Consider the following 15644-nt stretch of genomic DNA (forward strand, 5'->3'; position numbering starts at 1 on the left):
GCATGACTCATATTCTTAGCCCCTATCGCCTGCGCCGCATGGCGGCCGGTTTGCTGGCCACGTTGGCGCTGGCGGGCTGCGCTGTTGGCCCTGACTACCAGGCGCCACAAGCGGCGCCCGTGGTGCTGGCCAGCCCCGAACAAGCGCTGTTTTCGGCCGCGCAACTGCAACGAGACTGGTGGAAGCAATTGCAAGACCCCCAGTTGGACCGGCTGGTGGATCTGGCGTTGAGCCGCAACCACGACATCCGCATCGCCCAGGCCCGTCTGGCGGAATCCCGCGCGGTGCTGGATGAAAAGGAACTGGACCGCTTGCCCGCCGTAACACTGAACGGTGGCTACGAACGCAGCCTGTCGCAAGCCAATGCCGGCACGGCCGGCCAGCGCAATCTGGCCCAAAGCTACCGGGCGGGCTTTGACGCCACCTGGGAGCTGGACCTGTTTGGCCGGCTGCAACACGCGGCGCAAGGCGCGGCGGCGCGCAGCGAAGGGCAAGCGGCGGACCTGGCCCAGACGCGCATCGTGGTGGCGGCGGAAGTCGCCCGCAATTATTTCGAACTGCGTGGCGCCGAGCAGCGCCTGGCCGTGGCGCAGGCAAATCTGGACAGCCAGCGCGACAGCCTCCGCGTGACGCAGGCTTTGGTTGCGGCGGGCCGTGGTGACGAAGGCGACCTGGCCAGCGCGCGCGCCGAACTGGAAACCGTGCAAGCCAGCGTACCGCTGCAGGTGACGGCCCAGCGGTTGGCGCGCTACCGGCTGGCGGTGCTGGCGGGGCTGCGGCCGGTGGAGCTGGCTGATCTGGACGCGGGCAAGCCGCTGGCGCCCTTGGCTACCCGCCTGCCGATTGGCGACGTGGCGGCATTGCTGTCGCGACGGCCAGACGTGGCCGCGGCCGAGCGCAACATGGCGGCCGCCAACGCGGACGTGGGCGTGGCCACCGCCGAGCTTTATCCGCGCATCGATCTGGGCGGCTTCCTGGGCTTTGTCGCGTTGCGCGGGGCCGACTTCGGGTCTGCCTCAAGCCGGGCGTTCAATGTGACGTCGGGTCTGAGCTGGCCTGCCCTGCATCTGCCTACCGCGCTGGCCCGCAAGCGCGCGGCGGTTGCGCGGTCGGCAGGCGTGGTGGCGCGCTACGAGCAGACGGTGCTGCGGGCGGTGGAAGAACTGGAGTCGGCACTGACTGAATTCGGCCAGACACAGCAGCGCCTGGGCAACCTGGCGCAGGCGGCGGCCTATAGCAGCCGCGCGGCCGAGCTTGCGCAACTGCGCTATCGCGAGGGCAGCGCGCCGTATTTGACGGTGCTGGACGCGCAGCGTACGCTTTTGCGCGCCCAGGACGCCGTGGCGGTGGCCGAAACCGAGTCCTATACCCGCCTGGTTGCGCTGTATAAGGCCGTGGGCGGAGGCTGGCAGGCGCCAGGCCAAGCGGAATCGGCTGAGATCATGGCACCATAGGAACCCTTGCCCGGAGTATCGATATCGTCATGTCTGACAGTCCGTCCCACCCCGTCACCTGGATGCCGCATCAGCCGGCGGATCGCGTGCTGATGATCTTGAAGACGCGCGGCCCGCAGTCCACCGCGGTCATCGCGAAGGCCATGGACGTGACCGGCGAGGCCGTGCGCCAGCAGATGACGCGCCTGCATGCCGACGGGTTGGTCGATTCCGAAAGCCACAGCGCCGGGCGCGGCCGGCCCACCCAGATCTGGTTTTTGACCGAGGCCGGTCATGCCCGCTTTCCCGACACGCATGCTGAAATGACCGTGCAGATGATCGGCGCGGTGCGTCAGGTGTTTGGCGACGAGGGGGTGGAAAAGCTGATCCAGGCGCGCGAGGGCGCCATGCTGGACGGCTATCGCAAGGCGATGGCGGGGGCAACGGATTTGCAGGCCCGCTTGGAACGCCTGGTGCAGGTGAGGTCAGCCGAAGGTTATATGGCGGAATTGCGTGCTGACGGTGACGGCTTTTTGTTTATCGAAAACCACTGTCCCATATGTTCGGCGGCCAAAGCCTGTATGGGGTTTTGCCGGAGCGAGCTGGACCTGTTCCGCAAGGTGTTGGGGGCGGGGGTGAGGGTAGAGCGCGAAGAGCATATTCTTAGCGGGGCGCGGCGGTGTGCGTATCGGGTGGGGGCTGATTGATGGGTTGCGCGCGATGGGCAGTAGGGTATTTGTGTCGGGCGGGGCGCGCTTCACCCATCCTACGCGGGCTTAGGCGTTGCCCATGCCGCTGAACAAGCGTTACCCATGTGTCCGAACGGGCGTTACCCATGTCCCCGAACAGGTTTCGTGTCGGTTCCCGATCCATGCGGCGTCGTACATCCTATTTGACGTTTGCGTATGACTCTCAAGCAACTTGAAGCGTTTTACTGGGCGGCTACCTGTGCCAGCTTTGCTGTGGCGGCTGAGCGCCTGCACCTGTCGGTGTCGTCGCTGTCCAAGCGCATCACCGAACTTGAGGAGGCGCTGGGCCAGTCGCTGTTTGATCGCAGCGGGCACAAGGCCGTGCTGACCGACGCCGGGCAGCGACTGGTGCCGCAGGCGCGTGAGTTGTTGGCGGCGGCGGACCAGGTGCGCGCGTCCATGGCTGAAACGCCGGGCTTGCGTGGCCGCTGTCGCTTCGGCGTGGGCGAACTGACCGCGTTGACCTGGCTGCCACGGCTGATCGGTGTGGTGCGCGCGGCGTATCCCGACCTGGTTCTGGAGCCGTATGTGGACATCGGCCAGGTGCTGGAACAGCGGGTGGCCGACGGTGAACTGGATTTTGCTGTCATCGCGGGCAGATCCTCGCGTGCGAATATCTCTTCCACGCCGATTGGCGAGGCCCGCTTTGCGTGGGCCGCGGCGCCCGCCGTGCTGGACGGTGAAACCCGCATGACCCCGGCCTTGCTGGCCCGCTTGCCGTTGGTGATGCTGCCGGCGGGTGCGGGCACGACCCGCATCATTGACGATTGGCTGGCGGGGCGCGAGGCGGTGGGCGAACGCCTCTGCTGCAACAACTGGGGCGCCATCGTCGGCCTGCTGATCGAGGGCACGGGCGTTGGGTTGATACCGGAGCACTGGGCCCGCGCGCTGCAAGCCGAAGGCAGCCTGCGCCTGCTGCAAGGCGACCCCGAACCCGCCGCCTTGCCCTATGCGTTCCAGCAGCGTCGCGATGATGCCCGCCCACTGGTCGCCCGTCTGCGTGAATCGGTGGCGGCGGCCGTGGACTTTTCCGCGCCTTGCCGCTTGCCCTGACCCTGCCGCCCAGCTTGCGCGGCAGGCGTCCGCAAGGCGGCCGATCCCTGCCTGCGTGCCGGGGCCAGGCCCGCGCCCTCTATACAATCGCCGCGCGCCTGGCGCAGAATCCAACAAGATGCATCGACGGAGATCTTTCATGCGTAAACTTTGCCTCGCCATGGCCATGGCGGGAATGCTGGCTAGCGGCCTGGCGCAAGCCCAGTCCACCCTTCGTATCGGTTTGCAGGACGATCCGGACGTGCTGGACCCGGCGCGCGCGCGCACGTTCGTGGGCCGCATCGTGTTCGCCTCGCTGTGCGACAAGCTGGTTGATATCTCGCCCGATCTGAAGTTCGTGCCGCAGTTGGCGCAGTCCTGGACGATCGGCCCCGACAATAAAACCCTGACGTTCAAGCTGCGCACCGACGCGGTCTTCCATGACGGCACGCCGGTCAACGCCGCCGCGGTCAAGGCCAATCTGGATCGCGCCCGCACGCTGCCCGACAGCAACCGCAAGAGCGAGCTTGCCACCGTGGCCAGCGTCGACGCGCCCGACGAGCACACCGTTGTGCTGAACCTGTCGCAACCCGACGCCTCGCTGCTGTCGCAGTTGTCCGACCGCGCCGGCATGATGATGTCGCCCGCCAGCTTCGACAAGGATCCGGGCGGCAAGCCGGTGTGCTCGGGCCCGTACCAGTTCAAGGAGCGCGTGCAGAACGACCGCATCGTGCTTGAGAAATTTCCCAAGTATTGGGACGCCGCCAACTACCATTTCGATCGGCTTATCTTCACGCCGATTCCCGACACCACCGTGCGCCTGAACAACCTGCGCGCGGGTGATCTGGACATCATCGAGCGTGTGGCGCCCAGCGACGCCAAGGCGGTGAAGGATGACGGCAACCTGCGCCTGGCGCCCGTGACCGGCCTGGGCTTCCAGTCGATCTCGATCAATCTGGGCAACGGCGCGCGCGCCGACAACCCGCTGGCCAAGGACAAGCGCGTGCGTCAGGCGCTGGACCTGGCGATTGACCGCGATGTGCTGAACCAGGTCATCGGTGAAGGCATGTTCCAGCCCGCCTACCAGCCGTTCCCGCCCGCCAGCTTTGCCTACAACACCGCGTTCGAACACAAGGGCCGCGACCCGAAGAAGGCGCAGGCGCTGCTGAAAGAAGCCGGTTTTGACCGCGTGAAGTTCGAGATCACCTTCGGCAACAACACCACCATGCAGCAGGTGTTCGAGCTGGTGCAGGCGATGGGTTCCGAAGCCGGCTTTGACATCACGCTGCGTCCGGTGGAATTCGCATCGCTGCAATCCTCGCTGGCGCGTGGCGATTTCCAGGTGGGCCAGAGCGGCTGGTCGGGCCGGGTGGATCCCAGCGGCAATATCCATCAGTACCTCAGTTGCAAGGGCAATTTGAACGACGGCAAGTTCTGCGACGCCGGCGTGGACAAGCTGCTGAACGACGCGCGCGCCGAAGCCGACACGGTCAAGCGCCGCGCGCTGTACGACCAGGTGCTGACCAGCATGCAGGACCAGCGCCCCATCATCTATTTGTTCTACCTGCCGTGGACCTTCGGCGTGCAGAAGAAGGTGGAGGGCTTCGTGCCTTACCCTGACGGCCTGATCCGCCTGAAGGGCGTGACCATCGCCAAGAAGTAAGTTGGGCGACCAACGACGGGATCCGGATTCGGATCCCGTTTTTCTTATTCGCGGACGGTAGAAGCCTCCGCTACAGGACGCATCATGTTTACGACTCGCCCGGAAATCCTAGGCACCTTCGGTGTGGTGACCTCTACCCATTGGCTGGCCAGCGCGGCAGGCATGTCGCTGCTGGAACGCGGCGGCAATGCCTTCGACGCCTGCGCGGCGTCGGCCTTTGTGCTGCAGGTAGTTGAACCCCATCTGGTTGGCCCGGCCGGCGAAGTGCCGGCAATTTTTTATTCGGCGCGCACCGGCAGGCTGGAAGTGCTGTGCGGCCAGGGCACCACGCCCGCCGCCGCCACACTTGAACGCTACCGCGCCGAAGGGCTGAAGCTGATCCCCGGCAATGGCCTGTTGGCCACGGTGATACCCGGCGCCTTCGACGCCTGGATGCTGCTGCTGCGCGACCACGGCACGATGCGTGTGCGCGATGTGCTGGAACCCGCCATCTATTACGCCGAGCACGGCCATGCGCTGATGCCGCGCATTTCCAACACCATTGCGGGCCTGAAGGATTTCTTCCAGACCCACTGGCCCACCACCGCCCAGGTCTATGTGCCGGACGGCAAGGTGCCCGAAGCGCGCAAGCTGTTCCGCAACCCGGCGCTGGCGCGCACCTGGACCCGCGTGCTGAAAGAGGCCGAGAGCGTGGGCGCGGACCGCGAACGCCAGATCGAGGCCGCCCGCGACGCCTTCTACCGTGGCTTCATTGCTGAAGAGATCGATCGGTTCGCCCGCAACACGGACGTGATGGATGAAAGCGGCGCGACGCACCGTGGCGTCATCACGGCCGATGACCTGGCCGGCTGGTCAGCCAGCTACGACACGCCGCTGACCTACGACTACCATGGCTACACCGTGGCCAAGGCCGGGGCCTGGAGCCAAGGCCCGGTGTTTCTGCAGACGCTGGCGCTGTTAAAGAACATGGACCTGGCGGGCGTGGGGCCGAACAGCGTGGAATTCATCCACCGCGTCACCGAGGCCATGAAGCTGGCGTTTGCCGACCGCGAAGCCTATTACGGCGACCCGGCTTTCATCGACGTGCCGCTGGCGCACCTGCTGTCGGACGCGTATAGCGCCGAACGCCGCGCGCTGATCGGTGAAATGGCGTCGCACGATTTGCTGCCCGGCAGGGTGCCCGGGTTCGAGGCGCAGGTTGCCCGCGTGATGGACACGCTGGAACGCCTGTCTCCGGTGTCCGCGCCCGGCAGCGCCACCAACGAGCCCACGCTGGCCGATATGCGTGCTTCCGACACGCGTGCTTCCAACATGCATGCCTCGGCCAAGCGCGGTGACACCACGCATGTGGACGTGATCGACCGCTGGGGCAACATGATTTCGGCCACGCCCTCGGGCGGCTGGTTCCAGTCTTCCCCTGTGATTCCCGAACTGGGTTTTGGCCTGAATACGCGTGCTCAGATGTTCTGGCTGGAAGAAGGCTTGCCCGGCACGCTGGCGCCGGGCAAGCGTCCGCGCACCACGCTGACGCCGTCGCTGGCGCTGCGCAATGGCAAGCCCTATCTGGCTTTCGGCACGCCAGGCGGCGACCAACAGGAACAATGGCAGTTGCTGTTCTTCCTGCGTCATGTGCACCATGGCCTCAACCTGCAGGAAGCGATTGACCTGCCGATGTCGCACACCATGCATTTCCCCACGTCGTTCTACCCGCGCGACCGCAAGCCGGGCCACCTGGCGGTGGAAGCCAGCTTTGGCGCCGATGTGATCGATGGCCTGCGCCAGCGTGGGCATCAGATCGAAGAGGTGCCAGCGTGGTCGGTGGGGCGTTTGACGGCCGCTTCGCGGGATGAAGACGGCCTCTTGCACGCGGCGGCCACGCCGCGGCTGATGCAGGCCTACGCCATCGGCCGCTGACCGTTCTGGAATCGGGCGCCGCGCCTGTGGCGCCCGGGTTCTTCGGTCTGTCCGGGCTGCGGGAATCATGCCGCCTTGCGGCGTTTTGCCGGCATGGGCTATCTTTCTTCCATGACCTCATCCGACCAGCGCCCACGCACCGGAGCGCGCTCCCTGACGGGACAAGAGCCCCTATTCATCGTCCTCAACACCGGATCGGGGCGCGGCGACGCGCAGGTCCTGCAGGACACCATCCGCGGCATCCTCGACGAGGCGGGCAGGCGCTATACGCTGATGGCCGTAGACGACCCCAAACGCCTGACCGAGACGGCGCAGGCCGCCGTCAAGCGCGCCCAGGACGAGCAGGGCGTCGTCATCGCAGCGGGCGGCGACGGTACGCTCAACGCGGTCGCCGCCACCGTGCTGGGCAAGGGCGTGCCGTTCGGCATCCTGCCGCAGGGCACTTTCAATTATTTCGGACGCACCTACGGAATTTCACAAGACACGGATGTCGCGCTGCGTGGCTTTCTTCAGGGGCACATCGAACCCGTGCGTGTCGGTCAGTTGAACGGCCACCTGTTCCTGGTCAACGCCAGCCTGGGGCTTTACCCCACGTTGCTGGAAGACCGCGAGGCCTACAAGCAGCGCTTCGGCCGCAGCCGGATGGTGGCGCTGTGGTCGGGGCTGGTCACCTTGCTGCGCGCGCCGCGCCAACTTCGGCTGCAACTGGAAGAGGAGGGCCAGCTGCGCGACCTGCGCACGCCGACGCTGGTGGTGGGCAACAACAAACTGCAACTGGAACATATCGGCATCGAGTCCAGTGAACTGGAAAGCAACCGCCTCGTGGCGATGACGGTCAAGCCCGTCGGCACGCTTGCGCTGTATGGGCTGCTGGTGCGCGGCCTGTTCAGTCGCCTGGGCGAAGCTGAACACGTCATCAGCTTCGGCTTTGACCGCATGCGGGTGCGGATACGCGGGCGCAACCGCGTCAAGGTGGCGATGGACGGCGAGATTTCCTGGATGAGCACGCCGCTCGAATTCAAGGTGGCCGATGAGCAACTGCCGCTGGTGGTGCCCGCTGACTCGCAATACCTGGACCGCTCATGACGCGGATACTGCAATTGTCCGACACGCATTTCGGTACGGAACGCAAACCCGTGGTGGAGGCGGCGCTGGATCTGGCGCGCGCGTTGAAACCTGATCTGGTGGTGCTCAGTGGCGACATCACCCAGCGTGCCCGACGCGCGCAATTCGCCGCGGCACGCCGGTTCATTGAGCGCCTGTCGCTGCCCGTGCTGGCCGTGCCGGGCAACCACGACATTCCGCTGTTCAACCTTTTCGCCCGCGCGCTCAACCCTTACGGTAACTACCGCCGGGCACTGGGGGCGGTGCTGGAACCCGTCTTTGAAAGCCCCGGGTTGCTGGCCATCGGCGTGAATACCACGCGGCCGCGCCGCCATAAGGACGGCGAGATCTCCGACGCGCAGATTGCACGCGTCGCGCAACGCCTGCGCCAGGCTCGGCCAGGCCAATTGCGTATCGTCGTGGCGCATCACCCCGTCCGGGCCAAGGTGGAATCCGACCTGTCCAACCTGCTCAACGGGCGCGAACGGGCGCTGGCGGCGTGGGCGCAGGCGGGAATCGACCTGGTCTTGGGCGGACATATCCATCTGCCCTACGTGCTGCCGCTATCGGCGGCGGGGCAGCCGGCCGGCTGGATCGTGCAGGCCGGTACGGCATGCTCGCGCCGGGTTCGCGGCAGCGTGCCGAATTCGGTGAACGTGATTACCCATGAAGGCCAGGACGGCCAGCAGCTTTGCCATGTCGAACGCTGGGACTATGCCGAGGGTACGCACGTGTTCGCGCCCGTCGACAAGACGCTGGTGACCACCTTATGAGCGAGGTGTATGCGCAATGGGCCGCGTCCCACGCGATGGAATTGTTTATCGCGCTGCCGGTGTTGGCCGGCGCGGCGGCGTTGTTGGTCGTCCGGGCGTTTGTCGGAGGCTCCGCCTTGACGCGCCGCGCCATGGTCGGCGCGGGCGTGTCGGCCGGCGTGGCGATCTTCCTGGTGTTGGCGGCGGCGGTACATAGCCGGGGGCGCGTCGTGGCGTTCGACGGCGCCTTGGCTGACGCGTTGAGCATGTCGATGGATGCGTCCTTGCTGTGGCTGCTGTCCTGGGTCACGTATTTGGGCGATCGCAACTTCCTTACCGTGCTCAGCGTGGCGATGACGCTGTATCTGCTTTGGACGGGACGGTGGCGGCTTGCGGCGTTTTGCGCCATCACCACGGGTTTGGGCGGGCTGCTTAACCGGGTGCTCAAAGTGACGTTCGAGCGCGTTCGCCCTGAGCACGACCATGGGTTTGCCGCCGCCATGGGCTGGAGCTTTCCCAGCGGCCACGCCTCGGCGGCCATGGCCGTGTACGGCACGGCCTGCTATCTGCTGTGGCGTCTGGCGCCTGCGTCGTGGCGCTGGCCTGGCGTGGCGGCTGCCGCGGCGCTGATCATGGCAATCGGCCTCAGCCGCATCTTGCTACAGGTGCATTTCGCCAGCGATGTGACGGCGGGGTTTGCCGTCACCCTGGCATGGCTGGCGGTCTGCGTGGTGGTGGCCGAACGCTATTGCGGTTCACGCCGGGCAGAACAACAGCCGTAACAGCCTTGAGAGCCGCTGCGGCATGCTGCTTGCCTCGGCGGTTGCTCCGCCAAGGTTCGTGTAGCGGCCGCCCGCGCCGGCAATGGCGCGCTCCAGCCGCTGGGCGCGTTCCGGCGGCGGCGGGGCCAAGTCCACGATCCGCTTGCCCTGGATCGACGCCGTCACCTCGCCATCGCTGAACCGTTCCAGCGTGCGATCAACCTCGCGTTCGTGCGGCAAGGCCAGCACGATAGTGTCCGATTCCATCAACGCCTCACGCGCCGAGGTCGCCAAGGTGGCCGATCCGCGAAATTGCTCGCAGCGTTCCGGGTCGATGTCATACAGGGTCAACGCGATGTCCGGTTCGGCTTCCAGCAAGCTCCGGGCAGCCTGCGTACCGGTGTCGCCCATGCCCACAATGCTGATGCGCGGGCTCATGGCTTGGGCACGGACCACGTGCTTACGATATGGGCAAGCGGCTCGTCCGAGCCTGCGCCGGTCAGGATGACTTCGCCTGCCGACAGCCGGCCCACTTTCAGCAACCGGGCGTCGGCATGGATGGCCCCCGCCGGGCTTTTCCGCAGGAAGTTGATGGTCAGGCTGGCCGTGACGGCGTGGCTTTGACCCGTGGCGCCGACGACGGCGGCGTACATGGCCAGGTCCGCCAGGCCCATCAACATGGGGCCGGCGACGATGCCGCCGAGTCGTTGGTGCGCATCGCGGGCAGGTAGCACCGCGCGGGCTGTGCCGCGGCCGATATGCAATACGTCGATGCCCAGCAAAAGAGAGAAGGGGTGCTGGTCGGCCAGCAGAATGTGGAAATCGGCCAGGCTGATCAGGGGCGCGTCGGGGGCGGCGGCCAGTGGGGTAGCGATCATCGTTGCTCCAGAGCGTGGCAATACTGGTCCAGCAGCGTGTCGGCCTGCTGACCCAGGGATTTCAGGCGATGGGTATGCAGCAACAGCAATAGCCCCATCAGGTAGGTGAACACATTCATCTGTTCGACCGCCACGGTGGTCGCGTCCCAGCCTTTGGTGCGCGCCAGTGCGCCACCCAGCAGGTCCACGCATTGCCGCAGGCGTGCGTTCAGCTTTTCGTCCATGTCCCGGCCCAGCCCCCGGGGGCCCAGCCCCTGGAACAGGTACATGCCCAAGGAAAAATCGGTCGGGCGCCGGGCGTAATAACCGAAGAAAGCCTGGATCGCCTTGCGCGCGGCGTCCCTCGCCGGAGCCGTGCTTGCCGCCTCGTCCAGGTACTCGTGCAGCCGCCCCAGCGATTCATCCAGCAATGCGCCGTAAAGCGTTTCCTTGCCCGCGAACCAGGGGTAAATGGCGCCCGTGGTGCAGCCGGCTTCCTTGGCAATGGCCCGTATCGTCGTGTTCTCCAGCCCGTCGCGCTCGAAGACTCGCTGCGCGGCGTCCAGAATCATCTGGCGTCGCAGCGCGTTGAGCCTTTCGTTTCTTTCGGTGCGGGCGGTTGGGGTGGTGGGCATGGAAGTGGCTGGAAATAGGTCGACGATGTGCGTTGATAATATCCACGATTTTTATAAATAACAATGTTATTGAGCGCATTGGGGGCAAGCCGGAAACGGCACGCGCCCCACAGGCATTCGCAGGGATACCGGGGGGTAAATCCGGCTGAAGTCGCGGTGAAAGGGGGTTGAAAGAACCCCGTGCAAATGGACCCGATAATTAGGGGCAGGGCTGAAAGTCGCATGGATACGGGCTTGCCTCTTCAAGTGCGGGTAAGCCCTAACACCTGTGGTGCGCCGATCGCGCGATGTTGCAAGATCCCAACAGGGGTGTCGCAAACGAGCACTTTTCTGATGCCGACCATAGCCAGTCCCCCCGATTTTTGATGCAATAGCGTCAACTTCCCTTCGCGGAGTTAGGGGGGCGGCAGGCTGGTTTGCTGGATTGCTGCTCTTGTCACTCAAATCAACGGAGATTTCTTAAATGAAAAAGACTCTGCTCGCTGCCGCCCTGCTCGCCGGTTTTGCCGGTGTCGCCCAGGCAGAAACGTCTGTCACCCTGTACGGCATCATCGACACGGGCCTCGGCTACAACAAGATCAGCGGTGCTGGCGATGCCAATGGCAGCCGTTTCGGCATGATCAACGGCGTCCAAAACGGTTCGCGCTGGGGTCTGCGTGGTTCGGAAGATCTGGGTGACGGCCTGCGCGCTGTTTTCCAACTGGAATCCGGCTTTGATTCGGGTAACGGCCGCTCGGCTCAAGGTGGCCGTCTGTTCGGTCGTCAAGCCACCGTCGGTCTGGCCAGCGACAGCTGGGGTCAACTGGACTTCGGTCGTCAAACCAACATCGCGTCGAAGTACTTCGGCTCGATCGATCCGTTCGGCGCCGGCTTCGGCCAAGCCAACATCGGCGTTGGCCTGAGCGCTGCCAACACGCAACGCTACGACAACATGGTCATGTATCAGACCCCGTCGTTCAGCGGCTTCCAGTTCGGCGTTGGCTACTCGTTCAATGCTGACGACACCGACACCGCCGAAACCGGCTGGCGCACTGCCGACAACACCCGCGCGATCACCACCGGTCTGCGCTATGTCAACGGCCCGCTGAACGTGGCCCTGACGTACGACCAGTTGAACGCTTCCAACAAGCTGCCGACCGCTCAAACCGACGCGACCCCGCGTATGTACGCCCTCGGCGCTTCGTACGACTTTGAAGTTGTGAAGCTCGCCCTGGCCTATGGCCGCACGACCGACGGCTGGTTCGCTGGTCAAGGCGTGAACAGCGACGCTGGCAACATCGGCTTCGGTGGCAACCTGTTCGCAGACGGCTTCAAGTCGAACTCGTACATGGTTGGCCTGTCGGCTCCGATCGGCGGCGCAAGCAAGCTGTTCGGTTCGTGGCAAATGGTTGACCCGTCGAACGACAAGTTGACGGGCGGCGACGAAACGATGAACGTGTTCTCGCTGGGTTACACCTACGACCTGTCCAAGCGCACCAACCTGTACGCTTACGGTTCGTACGCCAAAGACTACGCCTTCATCGATGGCGTCAAGTCGACCGCTGTCGGCGTCGGTGTCCGTCACCGCTTCTAATCCACTGCAGGGCGCAAGCCCTGTCTGGATTTGAAACGCAAGCGAACGAACGGGCTGCGGCTCGTTCGTATGAAGCCACCCTTCGGGGTGGCTTTTTTTTGTGCTTTGGTCTGATTTTTGATGACGCGCAGGAGCTTGTCAGTTGAGTCCTGTATGCTTGCGCTTCTGCCTTGAAAACTGCGATTGTTCCATTTGAGGAATGCAGTCTTTCACCTCTTGTTCAAGCTACAGAGTTCAGCCGGAAGTAACCACGCGAATGCTACAATCCTAAGGTTTGCGCATTTGACGGACGCCTGAATGAACCTGCAACAGTATTTTCCCGTCCTGCTGTTTATCGTAGTGGCCACCCTGATCGGGTTCGCGCTTCTAACGGCCGGCTCCCTCCTTGGCCCGCGGCGTCCCTACGCTGAGAAGCTGTCGCCCTATGAGTGCGGCTTCGAAGCGTTCGAAGACGCCCGCATGAAGTTTGACGTGCGCTACTACCTGGTGGCGATTTTGTTCATTCTTTTCGACCTGGAAATCGCGTTCCTGTTCCCGTGGGCCATCGCCCAAGGCACAGTTGGACTCGTCGGTTTCTGGACGGTCATGGTTTTCCTAGCCGTGTTGACCGTCGGCTTCATCTACGAATGGAAAAAGGGCGCGCTGGACTGGGAATAAACCCCCCGGGGTTTTCTTCACCGCACGCTATCAGAGACGAATATGGCTATAGACGGCATTCTCAAGCAAGGGTTCATCACAACCAGCGCCGACAAGTTCCTTAATTGGGCGAAGACCGGCTCCATGTGGCCCATGACCTTCGGTCTGGCCTGTTGCGCGGTTGAGATGATGCACGCGGGCGCGGCCCGCTACGACCTGGACCAGTTCGGCATCATCTTCCGACCCAGTCCGCGTCAGTCCGATCTGATGATCGTTGCTGGCACGCTGTGCAACAAGATGGCGCCGGCGCTGCGCAAGGTCTACGACCAGATGCCCGAGCCGCGTTGGGTCGTGTCCATGGGCTCCTGTGCCAATGGCGGCGGTTACTACCACTACTCGTATTCAGTGGTTCGTGGCTGCGACCGCATCGTACCGGTAGACGTCTACGTGCCAGGCTGCCCGCCCACGGCCGAGGCGCTGGTCTACGGCTTGCTGCAAATGCAGAACAAGATCCGCCTGACCAACACGATTGCGCGCTGATCCTTCGCCCCGTTGGCGGCAGCCCTTGCCGCCGACCTTGCGAAACCAGCGTATCGGTTCACCTAAGCGTACAAGATGATGACCAGGCTCGAAACCCTGAAAAACAATTTGCAGACCACCCTCGGCGCCGATATCGCGTTGACCGAGGCGTTGGGCGAGCTGACGCTCGAAGTGCCCGCGCAGCAGTGGTTCTCGGTCTGCAACAAGCTGCGCACCGAAGCCGGCCTGCGCTTTGAAACCTGTATCGACCTCTGTGGCGTCGACTACCTGACCTGGGGCAACGGCACGCGCCAACTGCCCGAGGAACCCACCGCCAAGGTGCACCGCGCGCGCTTCGCCGTGGTGATCCACCTGCTTTCCATCGAACACAACTGGCGCCTGCGTGTCCGCACCTGGGCCGCCGACGATGAATTCCCGATCGTGGCGTCGCTGATGGAATGCTGGCCAGCCGTGGGCTGGTTCGAGCGCGAGGCGTTCGACCTGTACGGCATCGTCTTCGAAGGCCACCCCGACTTGCGCCGCATCCTGACCGACTACGGCTTCATCGGTCACCCGTTCCGCAAGGACTTCCCGCTGTCGGGTACCGTCGAAATGCGTTACGACCCCGAACAGCGGCGCGTCATTTACCAGCCGGTCACGATCGATCCGCGCGAGATCACCCCGCGCGTGGTCCGCGAAGACTCCTACGGCTTGGGGCGTTAAATCATGGCAGAAATCAAGAACTACACGCTTAACTTCGGTCCTCAGCATCCGGCCGCGCACGGTGTGTTGCGTCTGGTGCTGGAACTGGACGGCGAAGTCATCCAGCGCGCCGACCCGCACATCGGCCTGCTGCATCGCGCCACTGAAAAGCTGGCCGAGCACAAGACCTACATCCAGGCGCTGCCCTACATGGACCGCCTGGACTACGTGTCCATGATGTGCAACGAGCACGCCTACGTCATGGCCATCGAAAAGCTGCTGGGCGTTGAAGCCCCGCTGCGCGCCCAGTACATCCGCGTGATGTTCGACGAGATCACGCGTCTGCTGAACCACCTGATGTCCCTGGGTTCGCACGCACTCGACGTGGGCGCCATGGCCGTGTTCCTGTACGCCTTCCGTGAACGCGAAGACCTGATGGACTGCTACGAAGCGGTCTCGGGCGCGCGCATGCACGCGGCTTACTATCGTCCGGGTGGCGTCTACCGTGATTTGCCGGACACGATGCCGCAGTACGGCGACACCAGCAAATACCGCGGCGACAAAGAAATGCGCATCATGAATGACGCGCGTTCGGGCTCGCTGCTGGACTTCATCGAAGACTTCACCAACCGCTTCCCGGCCTGCGTCGACGAGTACGAAACGCTGTTGACCGACAACCGCATCTGGAAGCAGCGTCTGGTGGGCATCGGCGTGGTTGACCCCGACCGCGCCAAGGCGCTGGGCTTCACCGGCCCGATGCTGCGCGGCTCCGGCGTCGCCTGGGACTTGCGCAAGACGCAGCCCTACGAAGTCTATGACCTGCTTGATTTCGACATCCCCGTGGGTGTCAACGGCGACTGCTACGACCGCTACCTGGTCCGCATCGCCGAAATGCGTGAAAGTAACCGCATCATCCGCCAGTGCGTGGAATGGTTGCGCAACAACCCGGGTCCGGTCATGATCGAGAATCACAAGATCGCCCCGCCCAAGCGCACCGCCATGAAGACCAACATGGAAGAGCTGATTCATCACTTCAAGCTCTTCACCGAAGGTTTCCACGTGCCCCCGGGCGAGGCTTATGCCTCGGTGGAGCACCCCAAGGGCGAGTTCGGCATCTATCTGGTGTCGGACGGCGCCAACAAGCCTTACCGCCTGAAGATTCGGGCCCCCGGCTTTGTCCACCTGCAATCGCTGGATGAAATGTCGCGCGGTCACATGATCGCCGACGCCGTCACCATCATTGGTACGCAGGACATCGTTTTCGGCGAGATCGATCGCTGATCCGCCCAGACAGTCACGAGCACGCCCGCATAA

The 15644-nt window shown here is 64.2% G+C and carries 16 protein-coding genes; 13 read left to right on the forward strand and 3 right to left on the reverse strand.

Annotation, left to right across the window (positions count from 1 at the left end; genetic code table 11):
• Positions 1-2: 2 nt before the first annotated feature.
• The 8 genes from ELS24_RS06685 (at position 3) to ELS24_RS06720 (ending at position 9429) form a co-directional block, all read left to right on the forward strand.
• The gene (locus ELS24_RS06685) at positions 3-1454 is read left to right on the forward strand and encodes an efflux transporter outer membrane subunit (RefSeq protein ID WP_127183712.1); all 1452 of its coding nucleotides are present in this window, start codon (positions 3-5) and stop codon (positions 1452-1454) included.
• 29 nt (positions 1455-1483) lie between these two features.
• Entirely contained in the window at positions 1484-2140 is a 657-nt protein-coding gene (locus tag ELS24_RS06690) for a helix-turn-helix transcriptional regulator (protein ID WP_127183713.1), read from the forward strand.
• A gap of 198 nt (positions 2141-2338) precedes the next feature.
• On the forward strand, positions 2339-3235 hold the full coding sequence (locus ELS24_RS06695; protein ID WP_127183714.1) for a LysR family transcriptional regulator: 897 nt from the start codon (positions 2339-2341) through the stop codon (positions 3233-3235).
• A 139-nt stretch (positions 3236-3374) separates the two neighbouring features.
• Positions 3375-4877 carry an ABC transporter substrate-binding protein gene (locus tag ELS24_RS06700; RefSeq protein WP_127183715.1) on the forward strand — a complete coding sequence of 501 codons (1503 nt, stop codon included), beginning with the start codon at positions 3375-3377 and terminating at the stop codon, positions 4875-4877.
• A gap of 84 nt (positions 4878-4961) precedes the next feature.
• Positions 4962-6791, forward strand: coding sequence for a gamma-glutamyltransferase family protein (locus ELS24_RS06705; RefSeq protein WP_050448536.1), 1830 nt, complete (start codon positions 4962-4964; stop codon positions 6789-6791).
• 111 nt (positions 6792-6902) lie between these two features.
• Complete coding sequence (locus ELS24_RS06710) at positions 6903-7877, forward strand: diacylglycerol/lipid kinase family protein (RefSeq protein WP_164741223.1); 975 nt, start codon at positions 6903-6905, stop codon at positions 7875-7877.
• Entirely contained in the window at positions 7874-8668 is a 795-nt protein-coding gene (locus ELS24_RS06715; protein ID WP_050448537.1) for a metallophosphoesterase family protein, read from the forward strand. The genes ELS24_RS06710 and ELS24_RS06715 overlap by 4 nt, the downstream gene beginning before the upstream one ends.
• Complete coding sequence (locus tag ELS24_RS06720) at positions 8665-9429, forward strand: phosphatase PAP2 family protein (protein ID WP_050448538.1); 765 nt, start codon at positions 8665-8667, stop codon at positions 9427-9429. The genes ELS24_RS06715 and ELS24_RS06720 overlap by 4 nt, the downstream gene beginning before the upstream one ends.
• Here the strand turns inward: ELS24_RS06720 and ELS24_RS06725 are convergent.
• From ELS24_RS06725 to ELS24_RS06735, 3 genes are read right to left on the reverse strand one after another with little or no spacing between them, the layout of a single operon-like run.
• Complete coding sequence (locus tag ELS24_RS06725; RefSeq protein WP_050448539.1) at positions 9403-9846, reverse strand: NAD(P)-binding domain-containing protein; 444 nt, start codon at positions 9844-9846, stop codon at positions 9403-9405. The genes ELS24_RS06720 and ELS24_RS06725 overlap by 27 nt on opposite strands.
• Positions 9843-10286, reverse strand: a complete 444-nt coding sequence (locus ELS24_RS06730) for a PaaI family thioesterase (protein ID WP_050448540.1) — start codon at positions 10284-10286, stop codon at positions 9843-9845. The genes ELS24_RS06725 and ELS24_RS06730 overlap by 4 nt, the downstream gene beginning before the upstream one ends.
• On the reverse strand, positions 10283-10900 hold the full coding sequence (locus ELS24_RS06735) for a TetR/AcrR family transcriptional regulator (protein WP_050448541.1): 618 nt from the start codon (positions 10898-10900) through the stop codon (positions 10283-10285). Before ELS24_RS06735 ends, ELS24_RS06730 begins: the two co-directional genes overlap by 4 nt.
• A 463-nt stretch (positions 10901-11363) precedes the next feature.
• Here ELS24_RS06735 and ELS24_RS06740 point away from each other — a divergent pair, with 463 nt between their 5' ends.
• From ELS24_RS06740 to ELS24_RS06760, 5 genes are all read left to right on the forward strand, one after another.
• On the forward strand, positions 11364-12473 hold the full coding sequence (locus ELS24_RS06740) for a porin (RefSeq protein WP_050448542.1): 1110 nt from the start codon (positions 11364-11366) through the stop codon (positions 12471-12473).
• Between the two features lie 297 nt (positions 12474-12770).
• Positions 12771-13130 (forward strand): NADH-quinone oxidoreductase subunit A, encoded by a 360-nt coding sequence (locus ELS24_RS06745; RefSeq protein ID WP_006217959.1) that lies wholly within the window; start codon positions 12771-12773, stop codon positions 13128-13130.
• A gap of 42 nt (positions 13131-13172) precedes the next feature.
• Entirely contained in the window at positions 13173-13649 is a 477-nt protein-coding gene (locus ELS24_RS06750) for a NuoB/complex I 20 kDa subunit family protein (RefSeq protein WP_006217960.1), read from the forward strand.
• Between the two features lie 75 nt (positions 13650-13724).
• Complete coding sequence (locus ELS24_RS06755; RefSeq protein WP_050448543.1) at positions 13725-14351, forward strand: NADH-quinone oxidoreductase subunit C; 627 nt, start codon at positions 13725-13727, stop codon at positions 14349-14351.
• A 3-nt stretch (positions 14352-14354) separates the two neighbouring features.
• Positions 14355-15611 (forward strand): NADH-quinone oxidoreductase subunit D, encoded by a 1257-nt coding sequence (locus ELS24_RS06760; protein ID WP_006217962.1) that lies wholly within the window; start codon positions 14355-14357, stop codon positions 15609-15611.
• Positions 15612-15644 lie beyond the last annotated feature (33 nt).

The organism is Achromobacter spanius, from assembly GCF_003994415.1.
GTDB lineage: Bacteria > Pseudomonadota > Gammaproteobacteria > Burkholderiales > Burkholderiaceae_B > Achromobacter > Achromobacter spanius_C.